This is a genomic window from Nonomuraea sp. NPDC049625, assembly GCF_040675285.1.
Lineage (GTDB): Bacteria > Actinomycetota > Actinomycetes > Streptosporangiales > Streptosporangiaceae > Nonomuraea > Nonomuraea angiospora_A.
In genome coordinates, this window is sequence record NZ_JBFAOQ010000002.1 from 1,057,578 (window position 1) to 1,075,698 (window position 18,121).

Sequence of the window (18,121 nt, forward strand, 5' to 3'; positions counted from 1 at the left end):
TCGGCTGTTGAGGTCATTGACGTTCGGCGTGATGTTCGTAAGTCGTGATCGAAATGTACCGGTTGGGGGATCATGTCCGACCGTACGCTTCGACGGACGGGGAACAACGGGGAGGCATGCATGTCGTTCATGACGCGGATGGCGGCGGCGTTCAAGGGGGAGGTCAGGGCAGACGAGCTCGAGGCCTATCGCCGGGCGGGCGGGCTCGTCTACACCGAACTCGAGCGGGCCGAGGCGCTGCGCGCCCGGTTGGCCGTCGAAGGAGTGAACCTGTGGCACGGCCCGCAGGCCGCCGCCGGGCAGCTGCTGTGCACCTGGAACGCGTTCGTCCTGCAGGCCATCGGGGAGCACCTGCTCGACGCGGACTACGCCGCCGACCCGAGCACCGTCGGCTACGTGCCGCAGGTCACCGCTCTGCAGGTCGACGCCTGCTTCGCTCAGGTGGAGGGCTGGGTGTCACGGGCGCGCCAGGCCGCGGGCAACTCCCGCTACCTCGTGGAGAAAGAGGTGCTGCTCCCCGCCGACCTGCCCGAATGGGCCGAGGCCAGCCCGTGCCCGCTGCCGCACCTGCACGGCATGCTCGCCGCCTCGCGCGCCATCCGCCGCCACGCCGAGGTCGCGCTCGGCGTCTTCGAGCAGACCGTCGCCGACGCCGACAGGCACCGCTACGCACTGGAACGGCTGCGCCAGCTGGCCGCCGAGGCGGCGACGGCCGCCGACTACGCCGAAGGGCTGCTGGACGCCGACCCGGCGCCGCGCATGCACGAGGCCATCGAGCAGCGCCTGCAGCGCGCTCTGGAGATCTACTACCACCTCGGCCAACTCATCGCGATGCCCGGACTGATCGGCGGCTACAGGGGCCCCGGCGTACGGCAGGTCGTCCCGCCCGCCAACCTGAAAGTCGCCGACGTCCGCGACTTCGACCCCTGGTGCCTGACCGACCCGCAGAAGCGGAGCTTCTGGCAGGCCGATCCGCGGGCACGCCAGGCGATCAAGGAGATGTGGGAGTACGACCCAGCCCCCGCCCTCACCCTGCGCATCCAGGCCGAGATCGACGCCGCCCGGGAGAGCGGCGCAATCACCTTCGCCATCGACGCCCAGGGGAAACCGTTCGGCTGCTACTACTGCTGCCCCTGGTCCGCGATCTATCTGGTGCGCCGTCCGGTCGTCGTCGGCGGCCGCGCACTGCGTGCGATGCAGCAGTTCACGCTGGAGGTGTCGGCCGAGGACATGCCGAAGGGCGGCCCGTTCAAGCGCGAGATCATCGTCTCCTCCTTCAGGCCGACCAACCGGATCGACTACTGCGACCCGGACGGCCTGCACGGCGACTGAACCACCGAAGAGTCCGCCTCGCGCCGCGCATCGACCGCATCAGGCTCATGCGCGCGAGTTGGGACGCCCTACACGGTGATGCACACCACGGGAGCGATCAGCACGGCCACCGGCCCGCTGAGCAGCAGACCGGCTGCCGAGTAAGCCGCCGCAGGCACCCAATGAGACTGACGGCGCTCGCCGAGCAGCCGCTGCAGCCGTTCGACGACGCCCGCGTCCGCCAGGCCGAACGAGGCCAGGCCAGGGCCGGGCCCGCAGGTCGCCATGCGGACGAGCGCGCGGGCCAGCGGCAACTCGCCGTGCGCCCGGCTGGCGTGATCGTCGGCGATCATCTCCAGCAGTACGGCCACCGTCTGCCGTGCGGTCCGGGCGCAGGCCAGCCACGGGAACGCGTGCTCCAGCGCGACAAAGGGGAGCAGCGCCAGGTCGTGGTGGCCTCGGGCGTGTGCGCGCTCGTGCTCGAGAACCGTCTGGAGCTCCTGGCCGGTCAGCGAGTCCAGGGTGCCCTGGCTGAGCACGATGCGCCGATGCCTGCCGGGCACGCAGTAGGCGACGTGTTCGGCGACCGGCAGCACGTAGACGTCGTGGGCCGGGGAATGGTCGGCCACCACGTCGACCAGCAGGCGCTGGCGGCGGCGTTCGCGGATCGTCTTGGTGGTGGTGCGTACGGTGTGGATGAGCAGCCAGCTCATCAGGCCCGCCGACCAGGTCAGGGCCAGCAGGTGCATCGGCCCGAGTCCGTCGAGGCCGTGGCCGCTGACGATCTGGCGCGCCAGCGTGTGCGCCCCGTGCGGGAAGACCGCGGCCAGCGGCGCGACGGCGGCTACCAGCCCGAGACCGACCGCGCCCAGGCCGGCGGCGACTCCGATCGCCTGCCACAGCGCGAGCGCCGCGCGGGGGCAGCGGTGCGTCCAGGCCGCCCCGGCCAGCCTGCGCGCGGCCTGGTCGCCCAGCGCCAGCGGCAGCAGGGCGATTCCGGCCGCGATCAGCCAGGCGATCACGGCGCGGATCCGTCCCGCTCGCCCAGCGCCTCGCGCAAGGCGCTGGCCACCTCCGGCGTCACCGTGCCGACGAAGCGCTGCACGGCCGCCGCGACGTCACCGGCCTCGTCCAGGGCGGCGCGCATGGCCTCGGCGACGAAGGCGTCCTTGTCCGCGGTGGCCTTGTAGAGGTGTGCTCGCCCGATGCGTTCGCGGGAGACCATGCCCTTGTTCGAGAGCCGCATCAGGACGGTCAGCACCGTCGTGGTGGCGGGCTGGGACGGCAGGCCGGCTGCGAGGACGTGGGCGAACATGCCGTCCGGATGCTCCCACAGAGCTTCCATGACCGATCGCTCCAGATTGCCCAGCTGCACCGTGGCCCTCCTGCCGTGTTCTACTCCAGGTAGAAGGCTACCGTCCCCATGCCGTCCGTCGACGGGCAATCAAACAAGTGCCGCGTCGCGCCGGCAGCCAGGCGTGCAGCGGTCGGCGCCGCCGGTCGGCACGCGGGATCGGTGGCGCAGGCTTCTTCGTCCTCGTGATGCTGTGCGGTCATCGATGACTCCTCTCTCGGCGTATCAGCGGCTGCACAGGGTGACCGCCCAGCTCGAATAGCTGAGGCTGCGGTCGGTGATGATGCGGTCGACGCCATAGCCGGCCAGGCGCCGCCAGGCGGTGGGGGTGTTGGGAGTCCAGGCGTAAACGTGCACCCCGGCGGCGTGGTAGCTGTCCACCCACGAGCGGGACAGCTGGTCGTATCGGACGGAGACGAAGTCGTAGTGCTCGGCCTGGGCAGGGGGCGGCGTCGTGCTGGCCAGCAGCCCCTGGGCGACCGGCAGGAAGGAGACGCGGCTCAGCGCGGTGGGCAGGAACGAGGTCAGCGCGGTCCAGTCGTAGGCGCGATAGCGGTGATAGACGGCGGTGAGAGTGCGAGCGTCGGCGTCGTCCGGGACGCTCTTCAGCTCGATCAGCACCAGGTCGACGCGGCCGCGCAGCGCGTCCAGCACTTGCGCCAAGGCAGGTGGCGCGAGGCCGTCGCCACCGCGCAACGTGCGCAGCCGCGCCATGGACGAGGTGGCCACCAGACCGCTGCCGTTCGTGGTGCGATCCAGCGTGGCGTCGTGCATGAGGACGGGTTGGTGATCCCTGGTGAAGCGTATGTCTATCTCCACCTGCCGGGCATGGGCCGCCAGCGCCTGCCGTAGCGACGTGAGGGTGTTCTCCGACCCGGAGGGGGGATAGCCGCGGTGGGCGATCACTCCGGGTGCACGGCACTGCCCCGCCGCCCGGGCGGCGTCAGCCGGGACCGCCGTAGTGACGATCTGTATGACCGCGGTGAACGTGGCCACGAGGGCACGGCACCGCCCGTGTGCCAGGGGCGGGTGCCGTGGAAGCGGTGCCTCGAGGGTGCCGTCCCCGGTCGGCGGACGCCGGGGGCGGGGTGAGAGGCTCATCCGGCGCCGTTCCGGAGGCTGCCGACCACGGGTTTTGTGAGCGCGTAGCGGCACGACACGGTCGGAGGCTGGCGGGTGGGTACGGGGGTGGCGTCGGCCGGCAGGCTCGAAAGTGCCGGCCATCCGGTCGTCGCGGCCATCGCCAGTGCGGAGTTGCGGACGGTTCTCATGCGCTGCCCTTCCCGTGCACTTCTACGGAAAGTAGTTGACTCATTACGTTGAGTTTAAACATATGATTGAGTGTTCATATGTAGAAGGAAAGGCATGCGGGAAGTGTTGACGCGGAGCGCCTCGGCATGACCTGGCCATCACCCGTCATTCACCGTCGTCCAAGGAGCTCAGCGCATGTCTGATCGACACAGGCACCCGGAACAAGGGGTCGGACGGAACCACGGCCATGGCCACGGGCACGGCCACGGACATGCCGTCGATGCGCAGGCCGACCGGCGCTATCTGAGCGGCGCACTCGCTCTGATCGTCGGCTTCATGGCCGTCGAGGTCGTGATCGGCGTGATCGCCCAGTCACTGGCGCTGATCTCCGATGCCGGTCACATGCTCACCGACGCGATGGCGATCGTGCTGGCCCTGATCGCGATGCGCATCGCGGCCCGACCACCGCGCGGCGGCTTCACCTACGGGCTGAAACGCGCCGAGATCATCTCAGCCCAGGTCAACGGCATCACCCTGCTCCTGCTCGCGGCCTACTTCAGCTTCGAGGGCATCCGCCGTCTGATCGAGCCTCCCCAGGTCGAGGGCCTGTTCGTGGTGTTCACCGGATTGGCCGGCCTCGTCGTCTGGCTCACCGACTGGACCCGCGCCGACGCCATCGCCGCCCTGATCGTCGCCGCCCTGATGCTCAAGGCAGGTTGGGGCCTGGTCCGCGACGCCGGACGGGTGTTCATGGAAGCCGCTCCGGCCGGAGTGAACCCCACCCGGGTCGGCCGCCAGATCGCCGCCCTCGACACCGTGGTCGAGGTGCACGACCTCCACATCTGGGAGGTGACATCCGGATATGCCGCCCTGTCGGCCCACGTGCTGGTCACCCCGGGGGCCGACTGCCACGCCACGCGCCTCGCGGTCGAGAGCCTGCTGCAGGACCGGCACGGCATCGTGCACACCACCCTGCAGGTCGACCACGCCTCGCCCGGCAGCCACGCCTTCGACGACGACGGCGCCCTACGTCGGCTCGTACAGCACTGCGCCGACCCGCACGGCCCCACCCATCACGCCCGCCGACCTGATGAGACGGCCGGTGGTGACGATGGCGCGGCCGAGCCTGCGGCGCCGGCTTCCACCTGTCATGACCCGAACGTTCGGACATGAACTCCGTACTCGGGGGACACGCCACCGCGGCCCACCACCGCCCCGCGCAGGAGCCGCGGGCTCGGCCGTGACCGGTTGGCCAGGCTTGTTCCTGCGCGGCGTGTCATTGACATTTGTCGCAATGCCGACAAACTATTCATGTGAACGGTTCTTCAGATGATGGTGTGTTGGCAATAGACGGCTGCATGGTCAAGGTGGTCGACGGTGAACGGGTGGCCGCCGTGTACGAGCGGATGCCGGCCGCCGACGACCTCACTGACACCGCGGACATCTTCGGGCTGCTGTCGGATCCGAACCGGTTGAGGCTGCTGGTGGCCCTGCTGGACGGCGAGTTGTGCGTGTGCGACCTGGCCGCGGTGACCGGCCAGAGCGAGTCGGCCGTCTCCCATGCGTTGCGACTGCTGCGCGCGCACCGCATCGTCGCCGCCCGCCGTTCCGGCCGGATGGCCTACTACCGGCTGGAAGACCCGCACGTACGGATGCTGCTCGACCTGGCTCTCGCCCACACCGAGCACACCGACGCCATCCACCCCGAACGCGACGGGAACGCGTGATCGGCACCGGAGGGACAACCACTCCGGATCGAACCCGCGACCTGCCGCACCAGCCGGCACCTTCCCAAGGGGACGGGGCGGGGTCGTCCGTCTGACGGCCCCGCCTTCGTCCCTGGGCGGACGGAGCGGGCGGCGGAAGCGGCCGCTACCCCGCGTAGGTCTCGAACTCGGCGACCTTCGGCGTGCCCGCCGAGCTGGTGATCCTGAAGGTGATCTTGCTCAGTGAGGTCGGCGTGAAGGTGATGGCGCCCGCGCCGCTGCCGGACTTCAGGACCGCTCCGGTGCCGGCGTTGATGAGCTGCCAGGCTCCGATGCCGCCTTCGGAGCCTGACGCCTCACGGATGACGACCCTGGAGACCGTGGTGGCGGAGCCCCACTTGATCGAGATGTCACCGGTCGAGCCGGCCGGCGACCAGAAGGTGCTCATGTTGCCGTCCCGCACGTTGCCGTAGCTGGTCCCGTCGGCCTTGCTGGAGCCGTCGGAGCCGGCTCCGAGGCTGAGGTTGGGCCCGCCGGGCGAAGGGGTGGGTGACGGCGTGGGGCTGACGGTCGGCGTCGGTGTGGCCGTCGGTGTCTGCGGCGTGCAGCTGCCGTTCGACTCCTGCAGCCCCTTGTTGGCGCCGGCCGTCTGGAGGACGAGGCCCGGCACGCAGCTCGCCCCGTCGAGGCTGTAGGAGTAGGGGATGCTGACGGTGGTGTTGGATTGCGGGTTGGGTCCGGCGGGGTTGTTCTCGCTGCCCGGGGCGGACCAGGTCACGTTGTCGAAGATGTTGCCGCCGACCTGCCAGTAGCCGGCCTCGCTGGTGTAGAAGGTGCCCAGGACGTCCTTGGAGTTCTTGAAGTAGTTGTTCTCCACTTTGGCGCGGGCTCCGGCCCGGGAGTTGATACCCGACTCGTGGAGGCTCACGTAGGAGTTGTTGTAGATGTGGGCGATGCCGCCACGCAGCAGGGGTGTGCGGGAGTCGATGTTCTCGTACAGGTTGTGGTGGAAGGTGATGTAGCCGTTCGAGCGGTCGCTCTCGCTGGATCCGATGAGCCCGCCGCGGCCGGAGTTGCGCAGGATGCTGTAGGACAGGGTCACGTACTGGGTGTCGTTCTTCATGTCGAAGAGGCCGTCGAAGCCCTCTGCCTCCCCGCCCGAGGCCTCCAGGGTGACGTGATCGACCCAGACGTTGCGGACGCTGCTCTCCATGCCGATGGCGTCACCGCCGTTGGACGTGGGCGAGCCCGACTTCTTGACGTTGCGGACGGTCACGTTGCGGATGATGATGTTGCGGGCTTCGCGGATGTGGATGCCCAGCTGGTCGAAGACGGCCCCGCTGCCGACCCCGATGATCGTGACGTTGCTGATCTGCTTGAGTTCGATCACGTCGGCGGCGGTGTTGCAGCTTCCGCCCGAGACCTTGGTGGTGTTGCCGTGGTTGATGGTCCCTGAGACCTCGATGATGATCGGGGTGCTGCTGCTGGCCCGATTGCACAGGGCCGTGTGAATCGCGGTCCCCGTGGTGGCCCTCACCGTCTGCCCGCCCGCGCCACCGGTGGTTCCGCCGTTGACGCTCGCGTAGCCGCTGGCGCCGCCGGCCGCCGCTGATGCCTGCAGCATCGGCAAGGCCACACCGGCCGCGGCCGCGATGGCCACCGCGGCCAGCACCACCTGGAGTCGCAACGCGACTGCTCGTCTCATCCTCGGTTCACCTTCTCCTTCGAACAACGGGTGCGATCTTCTCTGCGCGGTCGCCGCCGCGGCATCGGGCTTGTTGCAGGGTCAGGCCGGCCGCTGGGGTCTGGTTCCGGCCTCCGACGAGAGGGCGGAGGCCGGCGGCCGCTCACATGAACGAACACCTCCGCGTTGGGGATGACCCACACCGTAGGAAAGCGCTTTCCGGGTGTCAATGCGGCGTGAAACTTTCAAGTCGCCACCCGGTGGCGCCTCACGAAGCTCTCGGCCGGCTGCGTCTGGCCCAGGAGCGGTGGGGGTTGAAGGCGCGTAGAACCGGCACAATCCGCATCGGTCAGGACCTCGTCGACGGTGCCGGGCAGGCCACGCTCCGCCTTACGGATCCTCAACGGATCCTCAACCAGTCGCGGCCTACCTTCATCAGCGCAAGGCCCGATCGACAGCGGAAGGGGCAGCGTCATGGCTTCGGCCACCAGAAGGCTCATCGCCTCCATCGGCATCACGGGCGCTTGATCCCGCGATCGTGCCCATATTCGCGCCCGGACCTCCGTACACGCAGCGGACCGAACGTCCCGCGCCGGCAGAGCGAGAGTTCCAGGCGGTCCCTCGTCCCTCTTTTACGCAGCGGAAGGTGTTACGCGATGGAAGGTCGCCGGCCGCAGGTCACGATCACTACGACGGCCGCCGTGGTGGGCGAGCGGCGGTGGCGGGCCCGGCTGTTGTGGCTGTCCATGGTGCTCGCGCCGGTCGTGGTGTCGGTGGCCGCCAACCAAGTGCTCAACGACGGCGTGTGGAGCGGCTCCTGGCTCGCCGGCACCATCGTGGCGGCGGTGGTGGCCGGGCTGGTCGTCGAACGGGCCGGGCGCGTACTCGCCCCCGCCTCCGGGACCGTCACCGAGACCATGCGGGAGCTCGCCCAGCTGGTCCACGAGCGGTGGAGCGACGAGGTGGTGACGCGTTCCCTCGGCGATCCGCCGATCCCGGTCTCCTGGCACATGACCCGCCGAACCAAGCTCATGGATCACCCGCATCTGATCGCCGACCGTGAGCCGGCGCTGTCGGGCCGATCGGACGACATCGCCGCGCTCGCCGTCGCCTTCCGCGCGCTGCGCCGTCGCCGCCTGGTCATCACCGGAGGCCGGGGCACAGGCAAGACCACCCTGGCCATCCAATTGATGCTGGAACTGATCCGCACGCGTGCTGACAACGACCCGGTTCCGGTGCTCCTGCCCGTCGCCGACTGGGACATCGAGGCCCACCCTCGGTTTCAGGATTGGGTGGCCGAGCGCGTGCGCACCGACTACGCCGCCTTGCGCACGCCGGGTAACCAGCAGGACGGCGCCGACATTCTGGCGGCCCGTGGCTCAATTCTGGCCATTCTCGACGGTCTCGACGAACTGCCCGAGCCCGCCCGCGCCAAGGTGATCGAGAAATTGTCCGACACGCTCATGGAACGCGATCAGGTGATCATCACGTCGCGTACCACCGAGTACGGCGACGCGGTCACCGCCGCGCGGCGCCCGCTCAAGGCCGCCGCCGTCATCGCGCCCAAGGCGCTGCTCCCCGACATCGTGGCGAACTACCTGAGCGCCGCGTTGCCCGCGCTTTCCTCGTCCTCGGCGTGGACCAAAGTCTTAAGCGCCCTCAGGGAGGGCTCCGCGCCGGCTCTGGCCGATGTCACCTCCACCGCCTTGGGCCTATGGCTGGTCCGGGCCGTCTACATCGACCAGCCGGACGCCGATCCGGCTCCGTTGGCGACCGAGTACGCCGACGACACGCGGGCCCTGCGCGCTCACCTGCTCGACAATGTCCTTGGTGCGCTGCTGAACGCACGCACCACGATCCGGCCTATGACATGGGATCCGGCCGGCATCACCGAATGGACAAAGCGGCTGGCACGCCTGCAGGCCGAATCCGGCGGTCATGACCTGGCCTGGTGGCGGCTGACCGACCAGGCACTGCCCGCCTCACGAACGCGGCGCGCACTCGCCCGTACCTGGATCGGCGGGTTGACCGGTCTGGTGTTCGCACTCCCGGCCGCGTTGACCGCCATGCTGACCTATGGGCCGGTCTTCGGCTCGGCCTTCGGCATCTTCTTCGGCCTGTCGGCGGTGCAGGCCGCCCGCACCCCCGACTTCGCTCCGCTACGCGTACGGCAACGGCTGCAGGACTTCACCCGCGGTCTGTTGTCCGACGTGCGAATGATCTTCGTCATCATGCCGGTCGGCCTCGGCCTGCCGGCGGTGGGCTACAACGCGTGGGTGCACGGCTGGAAGATGGGGCTGGCCACCCTGTTCTCAGCGCTTGGCATCGGCTGGGTGACGGTGCGGGTGTCGCGGCAGCAGGACAAGAAGCCCGCCCAGCCAGACGAGAATCGACTCCCGCCGTTCACCGCCGCCGTCACCCCGCAATCCACCTGGCGGGTCAACCGAAGCCTCGTGGGTCTGCAATTGATGAACGCACTTCTCCTGGGGGCGATCGTCGGCTTCGCAGTCGATTTCATGAACGAGGCGTCCATCGTGCCGCCTCACCCGTCCGCGGCCGTGGACATGGGGATGGGCATCATCTGCGGCATAGCATTCGGTCTGGTGACCAAACGCCAGCACATGTGGCTGATGTCCACCATCGCCCTGGCGCACCTTGGGCCATCGGGCCGGCTGCCGTTCCGCTTGATGCGCTTCCTGCACGATCTGCACCACCTGGGTGTCCTGCGGACCGTGGGGCCCTTCTACCAGTTCCGCCACGCCGAACTACAAGATCATCTAGCTGCCTCCAGCTTCACGCCGGGACATATGCGCGGCGTCGCCCCCTGATACGCTGTCAGGCATGATCCAGAAGTTCATCCGGCTTCGTAACAGCTGAAGCGGTCTGCCCGCCGGTCGTTCAGCGGCCGGCGCCAGTTGAGGCGATCCCGCAGACAGGTGCCGTGGCACAAGCGGCGCACCACCCGGGTTTCGCCCGCAGCCGACCGCCTGCTTCATTTCAGGGCTTGTCCTGCCGTGTTCTCGCCCGGCAGCCGCACGCCCGCCTTCGGCAACCCAGGCACGTTCGCCGTGCCTTCCATCGAAACGGACTGTTCTTCATGAGATCAAACTCCAACCGCTCGTCGTCGCCTACGTTCGTGCTGGTCCACGGCTCCGGCGCCAGTTCCTTCATGTGGGCTCCCGTCCAGCGCGAGCTGGCGTTGCTCGGTCACCGCAGCTTCGCCGTCGATCTGCCGGGACATGGCCTCGACGCGCAGTACCCGCTCGCCTACCAGGCCCCCCAGGACCTCGACACGTGGGCGGTCGAACCGTCCACGCTGGCCGGGGTCACCCTGCAGCACAACGTCGACGCAGTCGTCGACGTGGTCCGACGCGTGGCGGAGCACGGGCCCGTGGTGCTGGTGGCGGCCAGCCTCGGCGGCGTGACCATCACCGGCGTGGGCAACGCGATCCCCGAGCTGGTGAACCGGCTCGTCTACATCTCCGCCTGGTCGTGCGTGCAGCGCTCCAACCCGATCGAGTACATGCAGGAGCCCGAGTTCGCCGGCAACCTGATGGGCCCGCTGGCCGCGTTCAACGTCGGCGACCCCGCTCAGCTCGGTGTCGGCCGGGCCAATTACCGCACCGCGGATGTGGAACTGCTCGACGCGCTCAAGGCCGCGACCATGGCGGACGTCAGCGACGAGCGGTTCCGGGCCTTCCTCAACATCCTGCAGCCGGACGAATCGATCGCGGTGATGACGGCCGACGCCCGCGTCCAGGCCGGCACCTGGGGCACGATCGCCCGCACCTACATCCGCCTCACCGGCGACCGATCCCTCCCGATCGCCATGCAGGACCGGCTGATCGCCGAAGCGGACGCCCTGACGCCCGGCAACCCGTACGACGTGCACACGCTGGACACGTCACACGTGGGGTTCCTGTTCAGGGCCGATGAGGTGGCCGCCATTCTGGACAAGGCCGCAATCTAGCAAGGCCTGAGCTGCCCGAGCGGGCTCAATCACGCAGCAGGGCGCACAGCTCGTCTGTCGCGTCATCGAGCGAACCGGCGCCGTCGACCACCAGGTCGGCGGACTCCGGCGGCTCGTAGGCTTGGCCGAGGCCGGTCAGGTTCGGCAGCGTGCCGGCCTTCGCCTGGGCGTACAGGCCCTTCGGGTCCCGGCGCGCGCACACCTCGGCCGGGGTGTCCACCCAGACCTCGGCGAAGTCGCCCGGCTGGAACAGGCTCTTGGCCACCGCCCGATCCGTACGGAACGGCGAGACCAGCGCGACGATCACGATCAGCCCGGCGTCCAGCAGGATGCGGGCCAGTTCGGCGACCCGGCGCACGTTCTCCGCGCGATCCTCCGGGGTGAACCCGAGGTCCTTGTTCAGCCCGCTTCGGACGTTGTCGCCGTCGAGCACGTACGTGTGCAGCCCCATGGCGTGGAGCCGCCGCTCCAGCGCGTTGGCGATCGTCGACTTGCCGGCGCCCGGCAGGCCGGTCAGCCACAGCACCTTGGCCCGCTGCCCCTTCAGCCGCTGCCTGGCGTCGCGGTCGACGGTGTAGGCGTGTGGAACGACGTTGCGGCCCCGCCGCAGCGCGTGCCGGACCATGCCGGCCGCCACGGTCTCCTTGCTGACCCGGTCCACGAGCAGGAAGCTGCCCGTGTCCCGGCACGTCCGGTAGCCGTCCAGGCAGATCGGGGTGTCGGTGGTCAGTTCGACCGTGCCGATGTCGTTGAGGCCGAGCGTACGCGCGGCGAACTGCTTGCCGGACACCACGTCCATCCGGCCGCGCACGGTCGTGACCACGGCGGGCACGGTCCGCGACCCGGCCAGCAGCAGGTAGGAGCGGCCGTGCCGCACCGGCTCCTCGGCGGTCCAGACCAGCGTGGCGGAGTACGCCGAGGCCGGGGAGAGCCCGTCGCCGAGGGCGGCCGGCGTGGTCAGCAGGTCGCCGCGACGGACGTCGACGTCACCGGCCAGCGTCACCGTCACCGGGGTGCCGGGGGAGGCCCCGTAGAGGTCGCCGCCGCCGGGGCCGAGCACCCGGTCGATCCTCGACTCCATGCCGCTGCCGGCGACCGCGACGGTGTCGCCCGGTCGGACCGGGCCGCCGACCACCGTGCCCGCGAAACCGCGGAAGTCGTCCGCCCGGATCACGTACTGGACGGGCAGCCGGTAGCCGTCGGCGCCGTCCGGTCGCGGCGGGCCTGGCGGCTCCCAGGCGGACAGCGCGCCGAGCAGCGTCGGCCCGTCGTACCAGGGGAGGTTCGGCGACGGGTCGACGACGTTGTCCCCATCGAGTGCGCTGGCCGGGATCACGCTCGCCGCCATGTCGAGGCCGTTCGCCGCCGACAGCACCTCGCTCGCGAGCTGCTCGAACGCCGCCCGGTCGTAGCCCACCGCGTCGAGCTTGTTGACCACCGCGATGACGGCCCGCACGCCCATCAGCGCGCAGATCGCCAGGTGCCGATGGGTCTGCTCGCGGACCCCTTTGGTGGCGTCGACGAGTAACACGGCGACGTCCGCGGTGGAGGCCGCGACCGCCATGTTGCGGGTGTACTGCTCGTGTCCCGGCGCGTCGGCGATGATCACCCGGCGCCCGGACGGCAGGTCCAGGAAGAGGTGGGCGACGTCGATGGTGATGCCCTGCTCGTGCTCCGCCTCCAACCCGTCGGTCAGCAGCGAATAGTCGACCGCTCCGGCCGGAATCGTGGAACCGCCGCGCCTGGTCCGCCGCGCGTAGTCGAGCCGGTCCTCGGTGGCGCTGCCGGTGTTGGCGAGCAGCCGACCGATGAGGGTGGACTTGCCGTCGTCGACCGAGCCACAGGCGACCACTCGAAGCACCGAAATCATCAGAAATATCCCTCCGACTTCTTGCTCTCAATGGATGTGCCGCCCTCGCCGTCGATGAGCCGACCGGCGCGTTCGGACCTCCGGTCGAGCCGCATCTCGTCGATGACCTCGTCGAGGTTCTCGGCCTTCGACTCGACGGCCGCGGTCAGCGGGTAGCAGCCGAGGGTGCGGAAGCGTACCTGGCGCAGCAGCGGACGTTCGCCGGGCGACAGCGGGAAGCGCTCGTCGTCCACCATGATCAGCGATCCGTTCCGCTCGACGACCGGGCGTGGTGCGCTGAAGTACAGCGGCACCACGGGGATGCCCTCCCGCCTGATGTAGCGCCAGACGTCCAGCTCCGTCCAGTTCGACAGCGGGAACACCCGCATCGACTGGCCGTCGGCCAGCTCGGTGTTCGCCCACCACCAGAACTCCGGACGCTGCGAGCGCGGCTCCCAGCGATGGCCGGGCTCGCGCAGCGAGAAGATCCTTTCCTTCGCCCGCGACCGCTCCTCGTCGCGCCGCGCGCCGCCGATCGCCGCGTCGAACCCGCTGTCGTCGAGTGCCTGGCGCAGCGCGACGGTCTTCATGATCCGCGTGTACTCGTGCGCGCCGTGGGTGAACGGCGTGACCCGCTCCGGGTTGGTGTGCACCCGCAGGTCGAGCTCCAGCCGCCTGGCCGTGTCATCCCGGAAGGCGATCATCTCGCGGAACTTCCAGCGGGTGTCGATGTGCAGCACGGGAAACGGCATCCGGCCGGGCGCGAACGCCTTGGTCGCCAGGTGCAGCAGCACCGAGGAGTCCTTGCCGATCGAATACAGCAACACCGGCCGGCGAAAGGCCCCGGCGACCTCGCGCAGCACGTGGATCGCCTCGGCTTCGAGCATGTCCAGGACGTCTTCTTCGGCCACGTATCGGCCCTCCGTCGTCGCTAACCGTTCTTCGGTGGTCCGGCCGCCGGTCGCGGTGTCGAGCGACCTCAAGGGCGGCCGGCGGATCGGTCTCCTGATCCCCGCGGCCATGCCCTTCTATAGTAACCTATAAAAGCGTTATATCGGTTATTCGAGCCAGATCGGCGGTGCGGCGATGAATACCCTGACGGTCAAGGAGCTGTCCGAGAAGACCTGGGACGACTTCGAGGCGGTGCTCGGGACGAACGGAGGTGCCCGCGGGTGCTGGTGCATGCACTGGCGGCTGTCCATCGCGGAGTGGACGGAAGGAAAGGGCGAGGGAAACAAGCAGGCCATGAGACGTCTCGCCCGGCGCGAGCCGGTGCCCGGCGTCGTCGTCTACGAGAACGACACGCCGGTGGCATGGTGCTCGCTCGGGCCGCGTTCGTCGTTCCCGAGACTTGAGCGTTCGCCGCTGCTCGCGAACATCGACGACGAGCCCGTCTGCGCGATCACGTGCGTCTTCGTGCAGAGAAAACATCGCGGCTCCGGGCTGCTGCCGAACATTCTCGAAGCGGTCTGCGAGTACGCGGGCTCCGCGGGTTACACGACCGCCGAGGGCTATCCGATCGAACCTCGCGACGGCAAACGCGCGGGCGCGGACACGGCGATGACCGGGATAGCCAGCGCCTTCCTCGGCGCCGGATTCTCCGAGGTGGCCCGCCCGCGTGGCGATCGGCCGATCATGCGGCGCAAGCTCCGCGCCGCCGGATGAGGCGAGAAGCGATCAGTGGTGCGTTCGGCCCTGACGGTGGCGGCGCGCCTTCTCGCGATTGCCGCAGATGTTCATGCTGCACCAGCGGCGGCGTCCACCCCGCGAGGAATCCAGGAACAGCCAACCGCATCTCCCGCAGGCCCTGATCCGGTCGCGCGGAAGGGTGAACAGTGCCTGGACCACCAGCAAGGACAAGGCCGCGGGGATCGCTCCCGGCGCCGTCCAGTCCACGGTGAAGCGGTCGAGCGCGGCATCGATCTGCTGGACCTGCTCGGCCCGCACGCCCGTACCGGCCCGTTCGAGAAGCGCGCCGAAAGGTTCGGCCGGCACCGCCTCGCCGTGCGCGACCGCGCTGAACACGGCCCACGCCTGTTCGCGAACGGCCTGAACCTCCGGCACGAGGCCGCTCGCGGACGCCTCCGTCAAGGACGGCACCTCCTCGAACAGTCCCGCGGACGCGCACCACGTCAAGACGTCCGAGGGTGCTTTCAGCAGTTCTCCGTCCTCGGCCGGGTGTGTGCGATCGAAGACGGTGTTCGTGAGGTCCAGGACCGGGTGGCCGCCGATGAAGTGGGCGTCCTGCCAGGGTGACCGGGCCTTGGAAGCGAAAGTAACCATTATAAGTAGTATATATGGTTCTTGCTCGCAGGCCAGGGCACACCGGGAGTCCGACCTACGTGACCTCTCCCTTGAAGCGTTTCCGGAGAAGGACGGTCGCGATGACCGCCGCGACCGCGAACCCGACCGAGCACCAGAGAGACCAGCGCCAGCCCGCGAGGACGGCATCGGTTCCACCGGTGACCCTGGCGAAGTGGGCCGCCACCGACGTCACGACTCCGACGCCCACGGCCAGCCCCAGCTGCTGGGAGACGTTGATCAGAGCGCCGGCCGTGGCCCGTCGCCCCTCGTCGGCGCCGTTCGTGCCGGCGATGCTGGTCGTGATCAGCGCGAGGATGTGGCCGAAGGCGTTCACCGAGGTGCCGATCAGGACGAGAGCGAGTCCGTAACCTTCCGGCAGGCCCACCATGATCAGGATGCCGAACGTCTCGATGACGATTCCGGAAAGGAGAACGCGGTAAAGCCCGAAGCGCTCGACCAGCCTGCCCGCGTAGATTCCGGTGACGATCGCGATCGCGCCCGAGACCGCGAACGTCAAGCCGGTCGTGAGCGCGCCCAGACCGAGATGCGTCTGAAGGTAGAGGGTGAGAATGAACAGCATTCCGCCGTAGGAGCAGATCAGCAGGACGTTGACCAGGTTGGCCGCGCCGATGGCGGAGGTGCGGAAGATGGAGATCGGCACGAGGGCGCTGTCCCTCCGCGACTCCACCCAGACGAACAGGGCCACGGCAGGCGCCGCGATCCCGGCGGAGAGCAGGATCGGAGCCGACAGCCAGCCGTACTTCTCCCCGTCGGTGAGGGCGAACACCAGCGCGACCATGCCCGTGGTCGCCAAGGCGACCCCGATGAGATCGAGATGGCGGGATGCGTGCGTATCCCGGCTCTCATCGAGATAGGCCCTCGCGAGCAGACCGGCGACCAGGACGACGGGCACGTTGATCAGGAAGACGGACCGCCAGCCGGCGTACTCGGTGAGAACGCCCCCGAGCACCATGCCGGAGACGAACCCCGCCGACAGCGCCGACCCGTAGATGCCGAGAGCGCGTTCGCGTTGCGCTCCTTCCGGGACGGCCGCCTGGAGCAACCCCAGACCCGCCGGGGCGATGAACGCGGCGGCGACCCCCTGCAAGGCGCGGCCCGCGATGAGAGCCGCCGGCGACCAGGCGAGGCCCGCAAGGAGCGAAGCGAGAACGAAGCCGGCCATGCTCCAGATGAACACCCGCTTTCTCCCGAACAGATCGGCGATCCTTCCCCCGAGGAGGAGGAAGCCGCAGAAAGCGAGGGGATAGGCGGAAAGAACCCAGGCGATGCCGCCTCCGGTGAATTCCATGCCCTCGCGAATGCTCGGGGCGGCGACGTTGATGATCGAATAGTCAAGGGCGACCAGGAACTGGGTGCCGCAGATGACGGTGAGCTGCCAGAACTGCCGGGACTGGAATCTGCTCTCCACCCTTCCAGTCGCGTGCGACGATGCTTGGCTCATTTCACATCCCTTTCGCGGGAGTCGGGTCGAGGAACATCCGGTGAAGGTGCGTCACCGCGTCGAGTACGTCGTGCTCGGCGCAGGTGATGGAGATCCGCCGGGCATGGACGGTCATGTCCCGCACCGCGACGCCATGGGCCTTGAGCGTGTCGAGAAGGAGCCCCACCTGGGGATGGCGGGTACGGAACCCGCGGCCCACCAACGACACCTTCCCCACGGGCCCGGACCAGCGGCACCCGGTGAAGGCGTCGCGCAGGTCGGCGAGCACCCCGTCGACCTGGTCCCGGTCGGCGGCGTGCACGACGAACCGCAGCGAACACGGGGTGTCGGCGAAGCCGAGCAGGTCCACGTGCAGCAGCGGATCGGCCAGCGCGGCCGCGATCGCGGTCAGGGCGGCGGGGTCGACTCCGTCGAGCCGGCAGCGGAGCTGACCGGTGCGGTGGGCGACGCCGACGGCGGTGAACCGCTCGCCGTCGAGCGGCGCGGCCGAGCGCAGGCCGGTCACCCAGGTGCCGGCCGTCTCGGTCGTGCTGGATCGGACGTGAACGGGGACGCGATGGGTGCTGGCGTACTGCACGCTGGAGTGCGCGAGCACCGTGGCGCCGCCGGCGGCCAGCTCGGCCATGTCCTCGTAGGAGAGATGGTCCAGTTTGCGGGCGTCGGCGATGAGTCGCGGATCGGCGGTGAACACGCCCTCGACGTCGGTGAATATCTCGCACGCCTCGGCCCGCAGCGCCGCGGCCAGGGCCACGGCGGTGGTGTCGGAGCCGCCTCGGCTCAGCGTGGTGAGCTCGCCGCTGTCCGCGGCGATGCCCTGGAAACCGGTCACCACAGGGACATGGCCGGTCGCGACGCATTCGCGGATCCGCACCGGGTCGACGCTGACGATGCGTGCGCAGCCGTGCACTCCGTCGGTGATGATGCCGCCGTCACGCGCGCTGAACGACCGGGCAGGCACGCCCAGTTCGTGCAGCGCCAGGGCGAGCGCGGCCGCGGAGGCCTGCTCACCGGTGCTGAGCAGGAGGTCCAGCTCCCGGGCGTGTGGCGTGGCCGTGAGGTTACGCGCCAGGTCGAGCATGGTGTCGGTGGCGCTGCCCATCGCGGAGACCACGGCGACCACGGACCCGTCCGCGGCGGCTATGCGCTTCGCCGCGTGACTGATCTTGCTCACGTCACCCAGTGATGTTCCGCCGTACTTCTGTATCACCAGGTCCATCGGTCTACTCCTGC

16 protein-coding genes are annotated in these 18,121 nt (G+C 69.3%); 6 read left to right on the plus strand and 10 right to left on the minus strand.

Annotated features, from left to right (window positions below; translation table 11 throughout):
• Positions 1-120: 120 nt before the first annotated feature.
• Complete coding sequence (locus AB0J87_RS12255) at positions 121-1,332, plus strand: hypothetical protein (RefSeq protein WP_363964603.1); 1,212 nt, start codon at positions 121-123, stop codon at positions 1,330-1,332.
• A gap of 68 nt (positions 1,333-1,400) precedes the next feature.
• Here AB0J87_RS12255 and AB0J87_RS12260 read toward each other — a convergent pair whose 3' ends face one another.
• From AB0J87_RS12260 to AB0J87_RS12275, 4 genes are read right to left on the minus strand one after another with little or no spacing between them, the layout of a single operon-like run.
• Complete coding sequence (locus AB0J87_RS12260; protein ID WP_363964605.1) at positions 1,401-2,333, minus strand: M56 family metallopeptidase; 933 nt, start codon at positions 2,331-2,333, stop codon at positions 1,401-1,403.
• The gene (locus tag AB0J87_RS12265) at positions 2,330-2,686 is read right to left on the minus strand and encodes a BlaI/MecI/CopY family transcriptional regulator (RefSeq protein WP_363964607.1); all 357 of its coding nucleotides are present in this window, start codon (positions 2,684-2,686) and stop codon (positions 2,330-2,332) included. Before AB0J87_RS12265 ends, AB0J87_RS12260 begins: the two co-directional genes overlap by 4 nt.
• A gap of 20 nt (positions 2,687-2,706) precedes the next feature.
• On the minus strand, positions 2,707-2,868 hold the full coding sequence (locus AB0J87_RS12270; protein WP_363964609.1) for a hypothetical protein: 162 nt from the start codon (positions 2,866-2,868) through the stop codon (positions 2,707-2,709).
• Between the two features lie 22 nt (positions 2,869-2,890).
• Positions 2,891-3,661: a glycerophosphodiester phosphodiesterase gene (locus AB0J87_RS12275; protein WP_350734940.1), complete on the minus strand. Its 771-nt coding sequence runs from the start codon at positions 3,659-3,661 to the stop codon at positions 2,891-2,893.
• 450 nt (positions 3,662-4,111) lie between these two features.
• Here AB0J87_RS12275 and AB0J87_RS12280 point away from each other — a divergent pair, with 450 nt between their 5' ends.
• Together AB0J87_RS12280 and AB0J87_RS12285 are read left to right on the plus strand one after the other, a co-directional pair.
• Positions 4,112-5,089 carry a cation diffusion facilitator family transporter gene (locus tag AB0J87_RS12280; protein ID WP_363964611.1) on the plus strand — a complete coding sequence of 326 codons (978 nt, stop codon included), beginning with the start codon at positions 4,112-4,114 and terminating at the stop codon, positions 5,087-5,089.
• Between the two features lie 167 nt (positions 5,090-5,256).
• On the plus strand, positions 5,257-5,643 hold the full coding sequence (locus tag AB0J87_RS12285) for a metalloregulator ArsR/SmtB family transcription factor (RefSeq protein WP_363964613.1): 387 nt from the start codon (positions 5,257-5,259) through the stop codon (positions 5,641-5,643).
• Between the two features lie 145 nt (positions 5,644-5,788).
• On the opposite strand, the gene AB0J87_RS12290 is transcribed toward AB0J87_RS12285, so the two are convergent.
• The gene (locus AB0J87_RS12290) at positions 5,789-7,327 is read right to left on the minus strand and encodes a pectate lyase (RefSeq protein ID WP_363964615.1); all 1,539 of its coding nucleotides are present in this window, start codon (positions 7,325-7,327) and stop codon (positions 5,789-5,791) included.
• A 635-nt stretch (positions 7,328-7,962) separates the two neighbouring features.
• On the opposite strand from AB0J87_RS12290, the gene AB0J87_RS12295 reads away from it, so the two are divergent.
• Positions 7,963-10,134, plus strand: coding sequence for an NACHT domain-containing protein (locus AB0J87_RS12295; RefSeq protein ID WP_363964617.1), 2,172 nt, complete (start codon positions 7,963-7,965; stop codon positions 10,132-10,134).
• Positions 10,135-10,403: 269 nt separating this feature from the next.
• Positions 10,404-11,276 carry an alpha/beta fold hydrolase gene (locus AB0J87_RS12300; RefSeq protein WP_363964618.1) on the plus strand — a complete coding sequence of 291 codons (873 nt, stop codon included), beginning with the start codon at positions 10,404-10,406 and terminating at the stop codon, positions 11,274-11,276.
• Positions 11,277-11,301: 25 nt separating this feature from the next.
• On the opposite strand, the gene cysC is transcribed toward AB0J87_RS12300, so the two are convergent.
• Positions 11,302-13,146, minus strand: coding sequence for an adenylyl-sulfate kinase (gene cysC / locus AB0J87_RS12305; RefSeq protein ID WP_363964620.1), 1,845 nt, complete (start codon positions 13,144-13,146; stop codon positions 11,302-11,304).
• Positions 13,146-14,036, minus strand: a complete 891-nt coding sequence (gene cysD, locus AB0J87_RS12310) for a sulfate adenylyltransferase subunit CysD (protein WP_350734951.1) — start codon at positions 14,034-14,036, stop codon at positions 13,146-13,148. Before cysD ends, cysC begins: the two co-directional genes overlap by 1 nt.
• Positions 14,037-14,211: 175 nt before the next feature.
• On the opposite strand from cysD, the gene AB0J87_RS12315 reads away from it, so the two are divergent.
• A complete protein-coding gene (locus AB0J87_RS12315) occupies positions 14,212-14,790 on the plus strand; it encodes a GNAT family N-acetyltransferase (RefSeq protein ID WP_363964622.1) in 579 nt (192 codons plus the stop codon).
• Between the two features lie 12 nt (positions 14,791-14,802).
• Here the strand turns inward: AB0J87_RS12315 and AB0J87_RS12320 are convergent, their stop codons facing one another.
• From AB0J87_RS12320 to AB0J87_RS12330, 3 genes are read right to left on the minus strand one after another with little or no spacing between them, the layout of a single operon-like run.
• A complete protein-coding gene (locus AB0J87_RS12320) occupies positions 14,803-15,408 on the minus strand; it encodes a CGNR zinc finger domain-containing protein (RefSeq protein ID WP_363964623.1) in 606 nt (201 codons plus the stop codon).
• Between the two features lie 55 nt (positions 15,409-15,463).
• A complete protein-coding gene (locus AB0J87_RS12325) occupies positions 15,464-16,858 on the minus strand; it encodes an MFS transporter (protein ID WP_363964625.1) in 1,395 nt (464 codons plus the stop codon).
• A gap of 34 nt (positions 16,859-16,892) precedes the next feature.
• Positions 16,893-18,107 carry an aspartate kinase gene (locus tag AB0J87_RS12330; RefSeq protein ID WP_363964627.1) on the minus strand — a complete coding sequence of 405 codons (1,215 nt, stop codon included), beginning with the start codon at positions 18,105-18,107 and terminating at the stop codon, positions 16,893-16,895.
• Between the last annotated feature and the right edge of the window lie 14 nt (positions 18,108-18,121).